Origin of the sequence: Flavobacterium sp. (genome assembly GCF_044357305.1) — a bacterium.
Lineage (GTDB): Bacteria > Bacteroidota > Bacteroidia > Flavobacteriales > Flavobacteriaceae > Flavobacterium.
The window spans coordinates 22,863-40,673 of record NZ_JBIKPS010000016.1 but is presented as its reverse complement, the minus strand read 5'-3'; the positions used below and the strand labels follow the sequence as shown (position 1 = coordinate 40,673).

The window sequence follows — 17,811 nt, the reverse complement described above, 5'->3', positions numbered from 1 at the left end:
AAAGTATAGAAATTACACCAATTTTTCTTTTAACTTTGCAAACTATTCCAACTTTAGAGAATATTAATTCTTTTTGGTTTTAATTATCAAAAATGTTCCAAACCCGAAATACTTTTCTATTTTCAATATTGACTTTGCTATTGCTAATGGCTTTGTTATTAAATATTTCTTTGGGACAAGTTGGCATTCCGTTTAAAGAAGTAATTAAAAGTTTGTTTGGCTCTTCGGCAAGTAAAGACACTTGGGAATATATTATCATTAATTTTAGATTACCGAAAGCAATTACCGCTATTTTAGTTGGCATTGGGCTATCCATTAGTGGATTATTAATGCAAACTTTATTTAGAAATCCACTTGCTGGGCCTTATGTTTTGGGTTTAAGTTCCGGTTCCAGTTTGGGAGTTGCTTTTGTTATTTTAGGAGCTGGAGCATTGCCGACTGTAATTTCTACATTTTTATTATCGTCTTACGGAATCATTTTAGCTTCTTGTTTGGGAAGTTTCTCTGTCTTGCTATTAGTGCTTTTGATATCCAAATTTCTGCGGGACACCATGACAATCTTAATTGCAGGATTGATGTTTAGCAGTTTTGCAGGCGCTATAGTTTCGGTATTAACCTTTTTTAGTTCGGCAGAAAAATTGCAAAAATTCACCTTTTGGAGTATGGGTAGCATTGGGAATCTATCTTGGCAAAATATCAGCATTTTATTGGTTGCCGTCTCCATCGGATTACTATTAAGTTTATTTTCTGTAAAATCATTAGACGCCTTACTTTTAGGAGAAAATTATGCCAAAAGTTTGGGTTTAAAAGTAAAAAAATCCAGAAGATTAATTATTCTTGCAACAAGTATTTTAGCAGGAAGCATTACGGCTTTTGCAGGGCCGATTGCCTTTGTAGGATTGGCGGTGCCGCATTTGTCGAAATTACTTTTTCAAACGAGTAACCATAGAATATTGTTTTGGAGCACCATCTTAATCGGAGCGATTATAATGCTCTTTTGCGATATGATTTCACAAATGCCAGGATTTGATTTTACGTTGCCAATAAACGCTATAACATCTATTGTGGGAGCGCCAGTGGTTATTTGGTTGTTGGTAAGGAAGAATAGATTGGTTTGATTTATCAACAAAAGATTATAAGATTTTAGAAGAATCTGTAAAAATCCGTGAAATCTGTGGCAGAAATGATTACCACATAGGCACATAGATTTATAAAAAATTAAATGAGCGATAACAAAAACATACTTACTTCTACTAACCTATCGATTGGATACAAATCCAAATCGAAAGAGAATATTATTGCTAAAAACATTAATTTAAAACTAGAAGCAGGGAAATTAATTGCTTTAATTGGTGAAAACGGGATTGGAAAATCAACACTATTACGAACACTTTCGGGACTTAAAAAACCATTATCAGGCGCTGTTCATTTGAATAATAAAAATTTAAAAGAATTCAGCCCTGTTGACTTAGCACAAAATTTAAGTTTGGTTTTAACCGAAAAATTACCAACTAGCAACTTAACTGTTTTCGAATTAATTGCCTTGGGAAGACAACCTTACACCAATTGGATTGGAAAATTAAACCCAGAAGATTTTGAAAAAGTAAACGAGGCAATTGCCTTAACCCAAATTGAACATTTATCGAATAAAAAATACTACGAAATTAGTGATGGTCAATTTCAGAATGTACTCGTAGCGAGGGCTCTAGCACAAGATACTCCGTTAATAATCTTAGACGAACCTTCAACACATTTGGATTTATTTCATAAAGTTTCGCTCTTTAAATTATTAAAAAAACTAGCAGCAGAATCCAATAAGTGTATCCTATTTTCTACCCACGACATCGATTTGGCAATTCAATTATCCGATGAAATGATTGTTATGACGGAGGATTATCTGGTTCAAGACCAACCGTGTAATTTGATTATTAAAGGAGTTTTCGACACTCTTTTCAAAGACGAAAACATAAAATTTGACAGCGAAAAAGGACGCTTTATGATAAGGTAAAAATATTAATTCACTATCATTTTTTTAACCACCTTGTAATCCTTAATGTAAAAAACAAAATAATAAATCCCAGAATTTAATTCGGAAATAGATAGATTATTTTCTTGTAATGTATTTTTCATAATTATTCTTCCAAAAACATCCAAAACAACAATCTTTGTTTGATCCTCAACTCCTTCAAAAAAAACTTTGTCATGGGCAGGATTTGGGTATAGTTGAATTTCACTTTCTATCGGATTATTTAAAGAAAGTTCATTACAAAAATTGAAAACATCAAAAATAGGCAAAGCCGTATTATTAGTTGTGAAATTAAAAAAACTCATATTTTCATATGACGATCCTTGTCCCCATTGATCACACATGGAGGAGCTTATCCAATCAGGCTCCCAGTAAAGAACGCCCTTTCCGCCTGAATTATAAACTGTATTTACTAAATCTGTAAAAAATAGTTTTTGCCCTTGTGGTGTTATTGGGTAATTTAAATTTCCATACGAATTTACAATATTTGTATATCCATCAGAACTTTCAGTCGTCCAAGGTACACCTGTTTCAAAAATCATTACGTCTTTGTTATATGTATTTTTTAATGTATTAATTAAATTCCCTAATTGAGGTAAAGAAGTAAAATTAGACCAAAAAGGATAATAGGAAATACCTATAATATCATAATTCGTAATGTTTTGGCTACTAAATAATGCAGAAAGCCAAGAGGCCGTATTATCAGTGAAATGAACAGCTTTTTTTATTAAGGTACCATTAGAAGAATTAAAATCATCAACCGCAGTTAAAGCAATATTAAATTTATTAGCGTCTTCAGGCCAACTCCAACCATTTGTAGTATTTGTATCATCAATAAATCCCCAAGTAGTTTCGTTGCCAATTGCAACAATATCCGGAGTAACATTATTATTTTTTAGAATTTGTAATACAGAAATAGTATAATTGTATATGGAATTAAGAAGATTCGTTCCTGAAAGTCCATCCCATGCTTGTGGTCTTTTTTGTTTGTTTGGATCATTAAAATAATCTCCATAATGAATGGCCAAATTTAATTTCATTCCATTGGTTTTGGCGTTTGTAAATCCTAAAATAACATCGTTAATATCATTTGCCGTAATGGTATTTCCACAATTACCAACAATGTTCTGAGGGGAATGAAACAAGCGCATTCTAACCATATTTGCACCTTTTTGAGCAAAAAGAAAATATGGATTTACTGCAATATTGTTGCTGTCGTGATAAACTCCACCATTTGCTAGAACTGAATTTGTATAGGATAAATCAGCACCAATAGTAAAACATTGTGCATTCAATCGGACACAAAAAATCAGGAAGAATAATATTATTTTTTTCAAATTTTTTTATTTATTTGCCTTTTTGCTTCTCCAACAACAAAAGCAACTGAATTGGCAATATTAAAACTCCGAATTAATTTCGACATTGGAATGGTTAAATGATTTTCGAACTGTGCCAAAACTTCTTGACTCAATCCGACACTTTCTTTCCCAAAAACCAACCAATCGCCATCTTGAAATTGGGCTTCATAAATAGAAGTATCGGCATGTGAACTCATTAAAAAAACTCTCGATGTGTCTGGAATTTGAGTAATCCATTCGGCACTATTTTGGTATTCAGTAACGTCCAAATGTATCCAATAATCCAAACCCGAACGCTTTAAATTTTTGTCATTAATAACAAATCCAAAAGGATGTATTAGGTGCAAACGACTTTCGGTTCCAACACACAAACGACCTATGTTTCCAGTATTATTTGGAATTTCGGGTTCAACTAAAACGATGTTTAACATTATTTATTGATTTTTGATATTGCTATTGTCATTGATTTTTGAAAAATCATCTAATTCCAAAACTTCCCCAGCTTGTAAATTATTTAAATGGATATTCCCAATGCGAACTCGAACCAATCGTAAAGTAGGAAAACCAACTGCCGAAGTCATTTTTCGCACCTGTCGAAATTTGCCTTCATTGATGGTTATCGACAACCAAGAAGTTGGCCCGTGACGTTCATCTCGTATTTTCTTGGCACGTTGTGGGAAATTTGGAATTTCGTCTACACAATGTGCTTCGCATTCTTTGGTAAGGTATTTTTTTCCATCAAATCCAATTAGAACTCCTTTTTTTAATTCGGCTATGGCTTCTGGAGTTATTACCCCGTCCACTTGAACGTAGTATTCTTTTTCTACTTTTTTGCTGCGCACCATTTCGCTCATTTTACCATCGGTGGTAAGCAAAAGCAAGCCTTCCGAATCTTCGTCTAATCGACCAATTGCCATAGTATTCTCGGGGAAATCATGCAATTCTCCGAGTAACTTTTTTGGGCGCTTGAGTTCGTAAATAAACTGCGATAAATAGCCGTAGGGTTTGTAAATTATAAAATGGTGGTGCATTGTTTTTTTTTAGGATTAATCTATAGGATTTTGACGATTATCCCAAAAATAGAGTAGATAAATTGAAGTATTATTTATTTCATAAAACAAAGAACACTGTTTGTTTATTGTTGCTTTTCTAACATTATAGAATTTCAAACTAGATTTGAAAAGGAATGGAAATTTTTCAATTAAACCAACTAAAGAATTTACTTTCAAAACAAATTTCAATACTGCTTTTTTACCAAACTGGGCTTCAATAGAATCCGTAATAACTTCAAAAGTTATGTCTGCTTTTGTAGTCCAAAAAACTTCCATTACTGGTATTTTGCTAAATATTTTTTCATAACCTCTTCATGAGATAAAAATTCACCACTAGTAATTTGGTTTCTACTTTCGGTAATTCCTTTTATCACATGTTCTGGTAAATTATCCGAAAAATCAACTTCTTCGTTAAATGAAATTTTAGCTTTAATAGAATTAGCTATTTCCAAAAACATGTTTCGGTATTGTTCGTCTGTCTCAATAACTATCTTCATAACCTTTATTTTTACAAATATAATTATTTTTTTTATTACTTCTTTAGTATATTTACATACTAATACCATTTAAAAAATGACTGCAGTTTTACCTATTTTAGTAGTATTTATTATCGCCTTAGCTATTGGGATTTTCCTTGGAAAATTGCTATTTACCGCCAATTCCAAATCGGAAAAAGCAACTTTGGAAGAAAAAAATAACGGCTTGATTTCGCAAATAAATCAGATGAAAGAGCAGGTTCAAATGGATCGCACTGATTTTGAAAAACAATTAACAGCATCCAATTTAGAAAAGGAAACTATCCGTTCCGAAAAAGAAGCCTTAGCCATTCAATTATCTAAAAAAGAAACCGATTTTGAAAATCTTTGGGAACGTAATAAGGAACAAAAACAAGAAGTGGAGCAACTTCAAGAGAAATTCACTAAAGAATTTGAAAATTTAGCCAATAAAATTTTGGAAGAAAAAACTTCTAAATTCACCGAGCAAAACAAAGAAAATTTAAAAACTATTTTATCGCCTTTACAAGATAAAATTCAACTATTTGAAAAGAAAGTCGAAGATACACACAAAGAAAGCATTGATTATCATGCCGCTTTGCGCCAACAAATATTGGGCCTTCGGGAAATGAACGAGCAAATGAGTAAAGAAACCCTTAATTTAACTAAAGCATTAAAAGGCGACAGCAAAATGCAAGGGAATTGGGGCGAACTTATTTTGGAACGTGTGTTAGAAAAATCGGGATTGGAAAAAGACCGCGAATATTTTGTGCAACAAAGTTTTGTTACTGAAGATGGCAACCGAGTATTCCCTGATGTGGTGATTAATTTACCTGATGGAAAGAAAATGGTAGTCGATTCGAAAGTAACTTTAACGGCTTACGAACGTTACATTAATGAGGAAGACGATACTTTAAAAGCGCAACATCTGAAGGACCATGTTATTGCAATTAATCGTCATGTGGAGCAATTGGGCAACAAGAATTACCACGATTTGTATCAAATGGAAAGCCCTGATTTTGTATTGCTGTTTATCCCAATTGAATCGGCATTTGCATTAGCATTAAATGAAGATACCACTTTGTACAACAAGGCTTTTGAAAAGAATATTGTAATTGTTACACCTTCTACTCTATTGGCTACGTTGCGCACTATTGATAGTATGTGGACCAACCAAAAACAACAAGAAAACGCTTTGGAAATTGCGCGTCAAGCGGGAGCGTTATATGATAAATTTGAAGGTTTTGTTACCGATTTAGTGAAAATTGGCAAGAAAATGGATGAAGCCAAAATAGAATACCAAGGTGCCATGAATAAACTTGTCGACGGAAAAGGAAATCTTGTAACTAGTGTAGAAAAATTAAAAAAAATGGGAGCAAAAGCTAAAAAATCGCTTCCAGATAATATCCTAAACCGAGCCACTATCTCGGATAATTTAGTAACTAACTCGGAAGAAATTTCTGATTAAAATAAGTTCATTATGGTACGTAAATTTATTATTTATTTAGTTTTAGCGCTTGCTGTTATAGTTACCGCTTACTTTTCATTTGTTTATTACGCAACTTATAGCGAAGGGGTTCGATCAGGTCAAGTGATTAAATTCAGTCATAAAGGCATTATTTTTAAAACCTGGGAAGGTGAAATTAGCCAAGGTATTTCTGGAGCACAAGTTTTTTCTTTTTCGGTATTGGATAAAGACGCGAAAGTAATTGCCGACTTAAAAGAGTTGGAAGGACAATATGTAAAACTAACCTACAAAGAACGCTACCGCACCTTTTCTTGGTGGGGAGATTCTAAATATTTTGTTACAGAAGTTAAAAAAGACAAATCGCCTTTCAATAAATAATTTATGAGCACCTACAAATCGGTAAAATCCTCTCGAATCACCATTTCGCAATTAATGCTTCCCTCCCACACTAATTTTAGTGGTAAAATTCACGGAGGGTATATTCTTTCTTTATTAGATCAAATTGCCTTTGCTTGCGCCTCTAAATATTCTGGAAATTATTGCGTTACTGCTTCGGTGGATACGGTTAATTTCTTGAATCCTATTGAGGTTGGCGAATTGGTTACCTTAAAAGCCAGCGTGAATTATGTAGGAAACAGTTCGATGATTGTTGGCATTCGAGTGGAAGCCGAAAACATACAAACCGGAAAAGTAAAGCATTGCAACTCCAGTTATTTTACTATGGTTGCGAAAGATGCGGAAGGATTAAACACCAAAGTACCTGGATTATTGCTATCCAATGATGAAGAACTAAGACGTTTTTACACCTGCGTAAAACAAATTGCAATCAAAAAGGATTTAGCATTGCATGAAGAAATATTTGATTATAAGTCGGAAAAAGCAATTTTGGAATTGGTTAATTACAATGTGAAATTAGAATTAAATTAGTAGTTTAACATGTAATTAATCATAATTATTTGCATTTTGTCGAAAAAATTCTTAATTTAATATGTAATTACACCTATTTTTAGTATTTTTGGGAAGTACAAATTCAAAATAATGAAAAAAAAATACACCTTTTCTGTAATAGTACTGCTTTTTGTTATCGTAATTTTCTCTTGTTCCAAATCTAATGAAGAAGAATATGTTGCATTACCAAAAGTTTCAGTTAACCTTGCAACGGTTCCGTACGCTAAATTATCCGAATACCATTTTTTTGATGGTGCACTAAAAGAGCAAAACCCAACTGCTAATGTTGTTCCTTACGAACCCGCAAGTGCTTTATTTTCAGATTATGCCCATAAAAAACGTTTTATTTGGCTACCAAACAATACCCATGCCACCTATAATGGCGATGAAAATGTTTTTGAATTTCCGGTTGGAGCAGCAATGATAAAAACCTTTTATTACGATCATGTGCAACCTAGCAATACTACCAAAATGGTGGAGACGCGATTGTTAATTAGAAAATCCACCGGATGGCAAGCATATACTTATGTTTGGAATGACGAACAAACGGATGCTCTTCTTGAAACTACTGGTAACGGAGTGCACAAACCTGTAAATTGGATAGATGATAATGGGGAAAACAAAACAGTAAACTATTGGGTACCTTCCCAAACAGAATGTATAACTTGTCATAAAATAAATCCAAATCAAACTGGGGAAATAACAATTCCGATTGGACCAAAACCTCAAAATTTAAACACCATCTTTAATTACAGCACTGGTGCAGAAAATCAAATTACCAAATGGAAAAGCCTAGGCATCCTTGGCACGGATGTTCCGGCACTTTCAGCTATTCATTCTACAGTAGATTGGAGAGACATTAGCAAATCATTAGAATCAAGAGCACGATCCTATATTGACATTAACTGTGCGCATTGCCACAGAGAAGGCGGTCATTGCGCCTATGTATCTCAGCGATTTAATTTCAGCAACAACGACTTACATACTTTTGGAGTATGTTTAGTTCCGTTGTTTAACATTCCAAATGGGCCTTTCGTTATCAATGGCGGAAATGCGGATTATTCGGAAATGATTATTCGAATGAGTTCCACGCAAGGCGATATAATGATGCCATATATAGGGCGCTCTTTAGTGCACCAAGAAGGCGTTCAATTAATGAAAGATTGGATCAATACTTTACCGGCAAATTGCCATTAACAAAAACTCTACCAATATGAAAAAAATCACCTTGTTTATTATTTTAAATTTCGGAATTCAATGGGTTGCCGCACAAAATTCCTGTGCTAATGCATTACCAATATTTCCCGGAATGACGACTGTTGGAAATATAGATGGAACGGATATTCCAACACCTAATTGCTTAACTGGTAATGCAACTACACCACTTGCAGAATGGTACACCTATACGCCTACTCAGAACTACACAGTTACTATCACCTCCGATTTAACAATAAATACTGGATTAGACACTCGAATTCATGTTTATACTGGAACTTGCGGGAACTTAGTTTGTTATGCTTCCGATGATGATAACGGCGTAATTGGTAATGGTTATTTATCTATAGTAACTTTTAATGTGGTTGCTAATACTACTTATTATCTTGCTTGGGACAACAGATGGAACGGAAGTGGTTTTGATTTTCAATTAACTGAAAATCCATTAATTGCACCAGCGATTTCTTTTACAAATCAAACTATTTCTACAACGTCTACTATTTGCAATGTGGTTGATATGAACAATGATTTTTTAGACGATATTGTAACTGTTGAAACTAATCAAATGACTATTCAAAAACAATTACCAACAGGAGGTTTTAACCCTGTTGTTTATCAGTTACCTGGACTTACAACTATACCCGGATGGAGTATAACAGCCGGAGATTTCAATAAAGATGGTTATAACGATTTGGTGTTTGGCAACAGTAATAGATTGACAGTAATAAAATCTAATAATGGAGGAGATAGCTATACTGAAGTTCCTTATCCACAAAGCATTTTTACCCAAAGAACCAATTTTGTAGACATCAATAACGATGGAAATTTAGATTTATGGGCATGTCATGATACTGCTCAAAGTTATTCTTATAAAAACGATGGAGCTGGGAATTTAATTTTTGACACTACATTAATGCCAACTCTAGCCGTTGGAGGTAACTACCAATCGCAATGGACAGATTATGACAATGACGGTGATATTGACTTGTATATAGCTAAATGTCGTGCAAGTGCTGCGTTAGACGACCCACAACGTATCAATCTTTTGTACAAAAATAATGGAAATGGCACATTCACTGAATCAGGAGCTGCTGCTGGAGTAAATGATGGTTCGCAATCTTGGGCTTCAGCAATTGAAGATTATGATAACGATGGATTTATGGATATTTTATTATCGAATATATCGGATACCAATAAATTATTCCGAAATAATGGTAATGGAACTTTTACAGACATCTATGCAACTACTGGTATTGCAGCTCAAGTTGGATCGTGGGAAATTCAAGCGGCTGATTTTAACAACGATGGATGGATGGATTTTTTATGGCAAAACAACAAAGAATTGTATATAAATAATGGCGATTTAACCTTTACAGGATATGACATGCCGTTTAGCAAAGGTGGAATTGGCGACTTGAATAACGATGGGTTTTTAGATCTTCAATATGCAAATCAGGTGTATTTAAATGTTCCAAATGCAAATAATTGGATAAAAATTAATCTTCAAGGAATTGGAAGTAACGGCAACGGAATTGGTGCAAGAGTAGAAATTTATGGCACTTTTGGAAAGCAAATTAGAGAAATAAAAAGTGGTAATGGCTTTGCTCAACAAAGCACTTTAAATGCTCATTTCGGAATTGGAACTGCTACAGCAATTACCAAAATTATTATTAGATGGCCATCCGGATTAGTAGATACTGTATTAAATCCGAGTATTAATCAAGCTACTTTGGTGGTTGAAGGTGCAACTCTTGCTGTTGAAAATTTCACTAATTCTAATTTTAGCATTTACCCTATTCCAGCGAAAAATATTTTAAATATTAAAACCAATGGAAACCTTTTAATGAAACTTGCACAAGTTTATGATTTAAACGGAAAAATAGTTTTGGAAACCAAATTAACGTCAACAACAATTGCAATTGATTCGTTAAGCAAAGGAACTTATATCCTACTTTTAAGAGATACAAATGATAAAGATTATTCTCAAAAATTCATAAAAGAATAAAAGTATTTTTATTTTTGATAATTAACGCCTGAATATTTTCAGGCGTTTTTTTATCATATATGTCAATTCGTAATGGTTTATAAAGACGAAAAGACTTTCAAACATTTGAATAATTTTATTATTATAAGTTCAAAAAAAATAGAATTAATTAAGAATTGGTTTTATCAAAATCTTTGAATAAAAACACTTGCAATTTGTATATTTGCAACACTAATTAAATATTAAACTTCATGCAACATATTATTGATCGCTTTATCAGTTATGCAATTATGGACACCGAATCGGATGCCGATTCTCCAACAACACCAAGTACACCAAAACAATTAGTCCTTGCTAATTTATTAGTAAAAGAACTTAATACTATCGGTTTAACCGAAGTTACCATCGACGAAAACGGTTATGTAATGGGTACCTTAGCAAGCAATGTTGACCATGAAGTGCCAACCATTGGTTTTGTTTCGCATTACGATACTTCTCCTGATTTTACAGGAAAAGATGTAAAACCACAAATCATCCACAATTATGATGGTGGGGATATCGTTTTAAATAAAGAGCAAAACATAATCCTTTCTCCAAGTTATTTCAAAGATTTAGTACAATACAAAGGGCAAACTTTAATCACTACCAACGGATTGACCCTTCTTGGTGCCGACGACAAAGCAGGACTTACCGAGATTGTTACCGCAATGGAATACCTTGTGCAACATCCCGAAATTAAACACGGAAAAATTAGAGTTGGTTTCACTCCCGATGAAGAAATTGGTCGTGGCGCCGATATTTTTGATGTCGAAAAATTCGGCGCACAATGGGCTTACACCATGGATGGAAGTCAAATTGGCGAATTAGAATACGAAAACTTCAATGCTGCTGGTGCCAAAATCACCTTCAAAGGGAAAAGCGTTCACCCAGGTTATGCCAAAGGCAAAATGATAAACTCCATGCTTATTGCAAACGATTTTATCAACCAATTACCTAAAAATGAAATCCCTCAAGAAACTATAGATTACGAAGGATTTTTCCACGTTACCGGACTTTCCGGAAGCCTAGAAGAAACCAAACTAGACCTTATCATTCGCGACCACGACATGCAATTATTTGAAAAACGTAAAGAATTGGTTCTTGCTATTGTTGCCAAAATCAACGCACAATATGCAGCACAATTCGGAGAAGATATTTGTATTGCCGAGGTTAAAGACCAATACTACAACATGCGCGAAAAGGTAGAACCAATGATGTTCATCGTAGATTTAGCCGAAAAAGCAATGCAAGAATTAGGCATCACGCCACTAATCAAGCCTATTCGTGGCGGTACCGACGGTTCCCGATTGTCCTATATGGGTTTACCCTGCCCGAATATCTTTGCTGGCGGTCATAATTTCCACGGAAAATACGAGTATGTACCAGTAGAAAGCATGCAAAAAGCAGTAGACGTAATTGTAAAAATTGCCCAATTAACTGCCACAACCGATTTCTCCAAATAAGAAAATAGTTAAAATATACATTCCACAAATTTCGCTTTATGAAATTTGTGGATTTTTTTTATATTTATAAATTAGTAGAAGCGAATCGTTTGGGCTTTATCCGTAATGGCAATTCCTGCCATCCGTTCCAATCTTTTTCAACTCCGACAGAGTTCAAAACTCTGTCGGAGTTGAAAAAGGATTTCCACTTCTGTCAGGGCTAAACAGTGATGGTCTTGCAATAAAATAAAATTCCAAAAGAAAAAATTCCAAATTCCAACTTTACAATTGGAATTTGGAATTTGGAATTTGGAATTTTTCTAATGGAATTTAAAATTTCCTTATTGGAATTTGGAATTTCTTTATTGGAATTTAAAAAATTTATGCTTTCTTATTCAACGAAGCACTCATTTCTAATGAAATTGCAGAACGCTCCATTTTTAATTTTCCAGACATGGTTTCAAGAACCACAGTAGTTTCTGCTAATTCCGAAATTTTTCCGTGAATACCACTTTTAGTGATAATCTTATCCCCTACTTTCAAAGCGCTTTCAAATTCTTTTTCTTTCTTAGCCTTCTTTTGTTGTGGCATAATCATAAAGAAATAGATAACCACGAACATTAAAATAAACGGCAAAAACTGACTTATTTGTTCCATAATTTATTGATTTTTGTTTTAAAATTTTTATTTACATTAAGCCTCTTCCAGCTTTATTGATTCTATTATTTAATTGGAAATCTTTTACTAAATTATCTAAAATTCCGTTGATAAATATACTGCTTTTTGGAGTAGAATATTCTTTTGCCAATTCTAAATATTCGTTTATTGTAACTTTCAACGGAATAGATGGGAATTTCAAGAACTCACAAATAGCCATTTTCAAGATAATGGTGTCTATTTCTGCAATACGATCAATATCCCAATTTGGAGTTTTATCTATAAATTCTTTTGCTAATTCGGTTTCGTTTAAAACAGTTTTTCTAAACAAAGCAGTAGCAAATTCTTTATCTTCTTCATCCTTATAAATTGCAGGAACTCTAAGGGATTGTTCTTTGTCTGTAATTTGTTTTAACTGCTTCAATATTTGGGTATTCACCACCGGAATATCATCTACCCAAGTAAGTTTAAAGTCTTCTAAATACGAATACAACTTATCATTGGGCGCAATCAATTCTGAAAACATATCGGCAACAAAAAAACGTTCTTCCTCAAAAGTAACATTTTTTTTAGCCATATATTTTTGATACAATTCGCTTTGTTTTACCACTTGCAAAAGCAATAAAATTGTATCATCATTGGCTTGCCAATTGGTGATTTTTCTTTTTTCAAGAGCGATACTCAACGAATTATTATCGTCTAATGCCACTAAAATTGGGTTATTTATAAACCGTAAATTTGGATTGCGTTCTTCTGGAGTAGCAAGGTGTTTTTGCTGCGCAAGAACCTGGTATTCCATTTCTTTTTTACGGATTTCTACTAAAGAAGACAACATAATTAAATATAAATCAACTATGTTTTCTAAACTGGCTTGTAAAAACTTTTCTTGTTTTTCAAGGTTGTCAGATCCACTTTGGTGCATTGCATAAATGGATTGCATGACTTTAATTCTAATATGTCTTCGGTTTAGCACGGATAAGAACTTTTAATTTTTGAATAAAATAAACAAAGCGAAAGAGGTTCTCTTTCGCTTTGCAAAAATAAAACTATTTTTAAAACCTTAGGCTATAAATTAGCCTTTTCTTTTTTTCTTTGTGCAATTCTAATTTCTGCAATTTCCATAGAAGCCTTTTGCGGAGTCAATTTATGCTCTTTAGCATAAGCGAAAATCTCTAAAGTAGTATTGTAAATATTTTCAGTTCTACGCATCGCTTCTGCTTTATCGTAATGGGCAATTTCAGCATACACATTAATAATTCCTCCTGCATTAATTAAGAAATCAGGTGCATAAACAATCCCTCTTTCTTGAAGAATTGGTCCGTGAATATTTTCATTCGCCAATTGATTGTTAGCCGCTCCAGCAATAACTTTCGCTTTAATTTTATAAACGGTATCGTCGTTGATAGTTGCTCCAAGCGCACAAGGTGCATAGATATCTACATCGGCAGTATACAAGTCCGTACCAGAATAAATAGTAGTGCCGTATTTTGCACTTACCTCTTGCATTCTTGCCTCATTAATATCGGTAATTTGAACAAGAGCGCCTTCTTTAGTCAAATAATCTACTAAAGTTTCTCCAACGTGCCCAATACCTTGAACTAGGATTTTCTTTCCATCTAATTTATCCGAACCAAATTGGTATTTTGCAGCAGCTTTCATTCCCATATAAACGCCAAAAGCAGTCACGGGAGAAGGATTACCAGAACCACCACGAGATTCTGAAATTCCAGTTACGTAAGGTGTAACGTCTCTAACGGTATCCATATCGGCAGTTTCCATACCTACATCTTCCGCAGTAATATATCTTCCGGACAGTGAGTTTACAAAATCACCAAATTTACGCATCATTTCTGGCGTTTTTTGGGTTTTGGCATCCCCTATTATTACGGCTTTACCACCGCCAAGGTCCAAACCAGTTATCGCAGCTTTGTAGGTCATTCCGCGAGAAAGACGTAAAACATCGTTCAATGCTTCCCATTCGTTGGTATAATTCCACATTCTAGTACCACCTAAAGCTGGCCCTAAAACAGAGTTATGAATGCCAATAATTGCTTTTAATCCAGTATCTTTGTCGTTGCAAAAAACAATTTGCTCATGATTATCAAAAGATAATTGACCAAATACAGGATCCATTTTTTTAAGTTCTTTTGGGGTAGTGATTTCTGTAGTCATAATAATTATTTGGGTTGCGACTTTATCAATAAGTCATAGCAAATTTAACTTATTATTCAAAATAACGTACTTATTTTGGTTTTAATTATCATATTGTTAATAAATTTAATTTTAATTAAATATATTGATATTGCATTATATTTATACATTTAACAAATAAAGAAGCTATATTGTACTGAATTAAAGAAATAATATGAAAGAATTACAATATTTAAATAAATATTTCATCAAATATAAATACCGTTTTTTGTTGGGTATTTTTATTACAATCGTTGCGCAGATATTTTCGCTTTTCACACCAAAACTAATTAGCAAATCCTTTAAAGCTATTGAAGAATACCTCAATAATGCTATTGGAATGAATGGGGTTAAAAGCCAACTTATTGAAAACATACTACTTATCATAGGCACCACCATCATTGCAGGAATACTAACTTTTGTAATGCGGCAAACCCTAATCGTGATGTCTAGACATGTAGAATTCGATTTGAAAAATGAAGTTTTTAAACATTATGAAGTTTTAGATCAAAATTTCTACAAACGCAACCGCACCGGAGATTTAATGAGCCGTATTAGTGAAGATGTTGCCAAAGTCCGAATGTACGTAGGCCCGGCGGTTATGTATTCGATAAATACTATCATTCGTTTTACGGTCGTAACTATTTACATGTACAATGTTTCTCCTAAACTGACTTTATACACTTTGCTACCTTTACCTTTTTTATCGTATATCATTTTCAAATTAAGCAAGGAAATCAATACACGAAGCACCATTTTTCAGCAATATTTATCTAAAATTTCGAGCTATACTCAAGAGGTTTTTTCTGGAATTCGGGTAATTAAAGCCTATTCTTTAGAAAAACAAAATCAAGATATCCTTACCGAATTAGCCCAGGAAAGCAAAACTAAAAGCATGAGTTTGGCTAAAGTGCAATCGCTATTTGGACCTTTAATGGTTACTCTAATTGGCGTTAGTAATTTAGTGGTAATTTATTTTGGCGGGATGATGTACATCGCACACGATCCTGAAATTCAAACCATTGGAATTATAGCCGAATTTATTCTCTACGTCAACATGCTTACTTGGCCAGTTGCTTCTATCGGATGGGTTTCTTCGTTGATTCAAGAAGCAGAGGCTTCCCAAAAAAGAGTTAATGAATTTTTAAAAACAGAACCTGAAATTAAAAATACGACTTCCGAAAAATCTATAATTAAAGGAACTATTGCATTTGAAAATGTTAGTTTTACTTATGATGACACCAATATTATGGCTTTAAAAAATATTTCTTTTAAAGTTAACAAAGGGGAAACCTTAGCAATATTAGGAAAAACTGGCTCAGGAAAATCGAGTATTCTTTCTTTAATTACCCGAATGTACGATGTGAAAGTGGGCTCTATCACTATGGATGGAACTCCTTTGGCGAAAGTGAATTTATTTGATTTAAGAGAAAGTATTGGGATAGTACCACAAGATGCTTTTTTATTTTCCGATAGTATAAAAAATAACATCAAGTTTGGCAAAGAAAACGCCACTGATGAGGAAGTTATTAATGCTGCAACAAAAGCAGCGGTTCACGACAATATTACCCAATTCAACCAACAATACGAAACCATTTTAGGAGAACGTGGTATCACTCTTTCGGGAGGACAAAAACAACGTGTTTCTATTGCACGAGCCATCATTAAAAACCCTGAAATTTTATTGTTAGACGATTGTCTTTCGGCAGTAGACACAGAAACCGAAGAAAAAATATTAAATAATTTGCTTGAAATATCCAAGGACAAAACTACAATAATTGTTAGCCATAGAGTTTCCTCTGCTAAAAATGCAGACAAAATTCTTATACTAGAAGATGGTGAAATTATCCAGCAAGGAACTCATAATCAGCTTCTAAGCCAAGAGGGATATTACAAAGAATTATACTACAAACAACTTTCTGAAAAAGAAGTTCTATAATTCTTGCGTAGTACTATTTTTTTTAGCATTTTTGGAATTAGAAAAACTACTAATTGACCGAACGAAATATGAGAGAAAACGACATGTTAGAAAAAGACGAGATTTTTTCTAAAGTATTAAGAGCAGGAAGAAGAACTTATTTCTTTGATGTACGATCAACAAAGGCCGAAGATTACTACATCACCATTACTGAAAGTAAGAAATTCACCGAAGAAGACGGTTCGTTCCATTTTAAAAAGCACAAAATTTATCTATACAAAGAGGATTTTTCAGCTTTTAAAGAAATTCTTGAAGAAATGACTTCCTTTGTTTTAAATAATAAAGGAGAAGAAGTAATTTCTGAAAGACACCAAAAAGATTTTAAAAGAGAATACGTTTCCGATAATCAGGAAGAAACTCCGCAAGCAGAAAAAAACTTCACGGATATTAATTTCGATGATATTTAATCCCATAATCAACGATGAATATTTTTATAAAATATAAAATACCTTTAAACATTGTTTTAATGCTGTTTTGGTTATTTATAATCTATGAAGGTCTTTCTTCACAAGGCTTTTCTACAAAAATTATAATTCCAATTCTGTTTGTAATCTTAGCCATATTTAATATTTTCAAATCTACAAATCCAAATAAAACTAAATCCGAAGATTAATTTTTTCGGATTTTTTTAGCCTATTTGCAAGCCATTTTGTACTTTCAAATCGGGAGTCAACAAAACAATATCCTCTCCATTCACAGAGCCAAGAACCAAACATTCGCTATTAAATTTTCCGATTTGTTTCTTTGGGAAATTTACCACTGCTATAATTTGTTTACCTATCAAATCTTCTTTAGAATATCGCTTAGTAATTTGAGCCGATGATTTTTTAATTCCGATTTCTTCTCCAAAATCAATTATTAGTTGGTATGCTGGATTTTTCGCCTCTGGAAAATCTTGAGCGTCTAAAATGGTTCCAATGCGCATTTCAACTTTTTCAAAATCCTTCCAATCAATCATAG

At 33.3% G+C, this 17,811-nt stretch carries 19 protein-coding genes; 10 read left to right on the top strand and 9 right to left on the bottom strand.

Features of this window, described 5'->3' with window-relative positions:
- The first annotated feature begins 92 nt into the window (after window positions 1-92).
- Window positions 93-1,118 (top strand): iron chelate uptake ABC transporter family permease subunit, encoded by a 1,026-nt coding sequence (locus ACIQ2J_RS10485; protein WP_396169456.1) that lies wholly within the window; start codon window positions 93-95, stop codon window positions 1,116-1,118.
- Window positions 1,119-1,222: 104 nt separating this feature from the next.
- Complete coding sequence (locus ACIQ2J_RS10480) at window positions 1,223-2,008, top strand: ABC transporter ATP-binding protein (RefSeq protein WP_396169453.1); 786 nt, start codon at window positions 1,223-1,225, stop codon at window positions 2,006-2,008.
- Between the two features lie 5 nt (window positions 2,009-2,013).
- Here ACIQ2J_RS10480 and ACIQ2J_RS10475 read toward each other — a convergent pair whose 3' ends face one another.
- Genes ACIQ2J_RS10475 through ACIQ2J_RS10455 form a run of 5 tightly spaced genes read right to left on the bottom strand, consistent with a single transcriptional unit; the run spans window position 2,014 to window position 4,933 of the window.
- Entirely contained in the window at window positions 2,014-3,363 is a 1,350-nt protein-coding gene (locus ACIQ2J_RS10475; RefSeq protein WP_396169451.1) for a glycosyl hydrolase 53 family protein, read from the bottom strand.
- The gene (locus ACIQ2J_RS10470) at window positions 3,360-3,815 is read right to left on the bottom strand and encodes a tRNA (cytidine(34)-2'-O)-methyltransferase (protein WP_396169449.1); all 456 of its coding nucleotides are present in this window, start codon (window positions 3,813-3,815) and stop codon (window positions 3,360-3,362) included. Before ACIQ2J_RS10470 ends, ACIQ2J_RS10475 begins: the two co-directional genes overlap by 4 nt.
- A gap of 3 nt (window positions 3,816-3,818) precedes the next feature.
- Window positions 3,819-4,415 carry a pseudouridine synthase gene (locus ACIQ2J_RS10465; RefSeq protein WP_396169447.1) on the bottom strand — a complete coding sequence of 199 codons (597 nt, stop codon included), beginning with the start codon at window positions 4,413-4,415 and terminating at the stop codon, window positions 3,819-3,821.
- Between the two features lie 15 nt (window positions 4,416-4,430).
- Window positions 4,431-4,712 carry a type II toxin-antitoxin system RelE/ParE family toxin gene (locus ACIQ2J_RS10460; protein WP_396169445.1) on the bottom strand — a complete coding sequence of 94 codons (282 nt, stop codon included), beginning with the start codon at window positions 4,710-4,712 and terminating at the stop codon, window positions 4,431-4,433.
- Window positions 4,712-4,933 carry a hypothetical protein gene (locus ACIQ2J_RS10455; RefSeq protein WP_396169443.1) on the bottom strand — a complete coding sequence of 74 codons (222 nt, stop codon included), beginning with the start codon at window positions 4,931-4,933 and terminating at the stop codon, window positions 4,712-4,714. Before ACIQ2J_RS10455 ends, ACIQ2J_RS10460 begins: the two co-directional genes overlap by 1 nt.
- A 76-nt stretch (window positions 4,934-5,009) precedes the next feature.
- Here ACIQ2J_RS10455 and rmuC point away from each other — a divergent pair, with 76 nt between their 5' ends.
- From rmuC to pepT, 6 genes are all read left to right on the top strand, one after another.
- Window positions 5,010-6,398, top strand: coding sequence for a DNA recombination protein RmuC (gene rmuC / locus ACIQ2J_RS10450; protein WP_396169441.1), 1,389 nt, complete (start codon window positions 5,010-5,012; stop codon window positions 6,396-6,398).
- A gap of 12 nt (window positions 6,399-6,410) precedes the next feature.
- Window positions 6,411-6,776 (top strand): 6-phosphogluconate dehydrogenase, encoded by a 366-nt coding sequence (locus ACIQ2J_RS10445; protein WP_396169439.1) that lies wholly within the window; start codon window positions 6,411-6,413, stop codon window positions 6,774-6,776.
- A 3-nt stretch (window positions 6,777-6,779) separates the two neighbouring features.
- Window positions 6,780-7,325: an acyl-CoA thioesterase gene (locus ACIQ2J_RS10440; protein WP_396169437.1), complete on the top strand. Its 546-nt coding sequence runs from the start codon at window positions 6,780-6,782 to the stop codon at window positions 7,323-7,325.
- Window positions 7,326-7,436: 111 nt separating this feature from the next.
- A complete protein-coding gene (locus ACIQ2J_RS10435) occupies window positions 7,437-8,543 on the top strand; it encodes a hypothetical protein (RefSeq protein WP_396169435.1) in 1,107 nt (368 codons plus the stop codon).
- 16 nt (window positions 8,544-8,559) lie between these two features.
- Window positions 8,560-10,566 (top strand): FG-GAP-like repeat-containing protein, encoded by a 2,007-nt coding sequence (locus ACIQ2J_RS10430; protein WP_396169432.1) that lies wholly within the window; start codon window positions 8,560-8,562, stop codon window positions 10,564-10,566.
- A gap of 230 nt (window positions 10,567-10,796) precedes the next feature.
- Window positions 10,797-12,047, top strand: coding sequence for a peptidase T (gene pepT / locus ACIQ2J_RS10425; protein ID WP_396169430.1), 1,251 nt, complete (start codon window positions 10,797-10,799; stop codon window positions 12,045-12,047).
- 360 nt (window positions 12,048-12,407) lie between these two features.
- Here the strand turns inward: pepT and yajC are convergent, their stop codons facing one another.
- The 3 genes from yajC to ACIQ2J_RS10410 form a co-directional block, all read right to left on the bottom strand.
- The gene (gene yajC, locus ACIQ2J_RS10420; protein ID WP_396169428.1) at window positions 12,408-12,683 is read right to left on the bottom strand and encodes a preprotein translocase subunit YajC; all 276 of its coding nucleotides are present in this window, start codon (window positions 12,681-12,683) and stop codon (window positions 12,408-12,410) included.
- A 31-nt stretch (window positions 12,684-12,714) separates the two neighbouring features.
- On the bottom strand, window positions 12,715-13,623 hold the full coding sequence (gene nusB / locus ACIQ2J_RS10415; protein WP_396169489.1) for a transcription antitermination factor NusB: 909 nt from the start codon (window positions 13,621-13,623) through the stop codon (window positions 12,715-12,717).
- 125 nt (window positions 13,624-13,748) lie between these two features.
- Window positions 13,749-14,855: a Glu/Leu/Phe/Val dehydrogenase gene (locus ACIQ2J_RS10410; RefSeq protein WP_396169424.1), complete on the bottom strand. Its 1,107-nt coding sequence runs from the start codon at window positions 14,853-14,855 to the stop codon at window positions 13,749-13,751.
- A 193-nt stretch (window positions 14,856-15,048) separates the two neighbouring features.
- Between ACIQ2J_RS10410 and ACIQ2J_RS10405 the strand changes: the two genes are divergently transcribed.
- Together ACIQ2J_RS10405 and ACIQ2J_RS10400 are read left to right on the top strand one after the other, a co-directional pair.
- Entirely contained in the window at window positions 15,049-16,812 is a 1,764-nt protein-coding gene (locus ACIQ2J_RS10405) for an ABC transporter ATP-binding protein (protein ID WP_396169422.1), read from the top strand.
- Window positions 16,813-16,880: 68 nt separating this feature from the next.
- Entirely contained in the window at window positions 16,881-17,258 is a 378-nt protein-coding gene (locus ACIQ2J_RS10400) for a PUR family DNA/RNA-binding protein (protein ID WP_396169420.1), read from the top strand.
- Window positions 17,259-17,479: 221 nt separating this feature from the next.
- On the opposite strand, the gene ACIQ2J_RS10395 is transcribed toward ACIQ2J_RS10400, so the two are convergent.
- The gene (locus ACIQ2J_RS10395; RefSeq protein WP_396169418.1) at window positions 17,480-17,809 is read right to left on the bottom strand and encodes a tRNA-binding protein; all 330 of its coding nucleotides are present in this window, start codon (window positions 17,807-17,809) and stop codon (window positions 17,480-17,482) included.
- Between the last annotated feature and the right edge of the window lie 2 nt (window positions 17,810-17,811).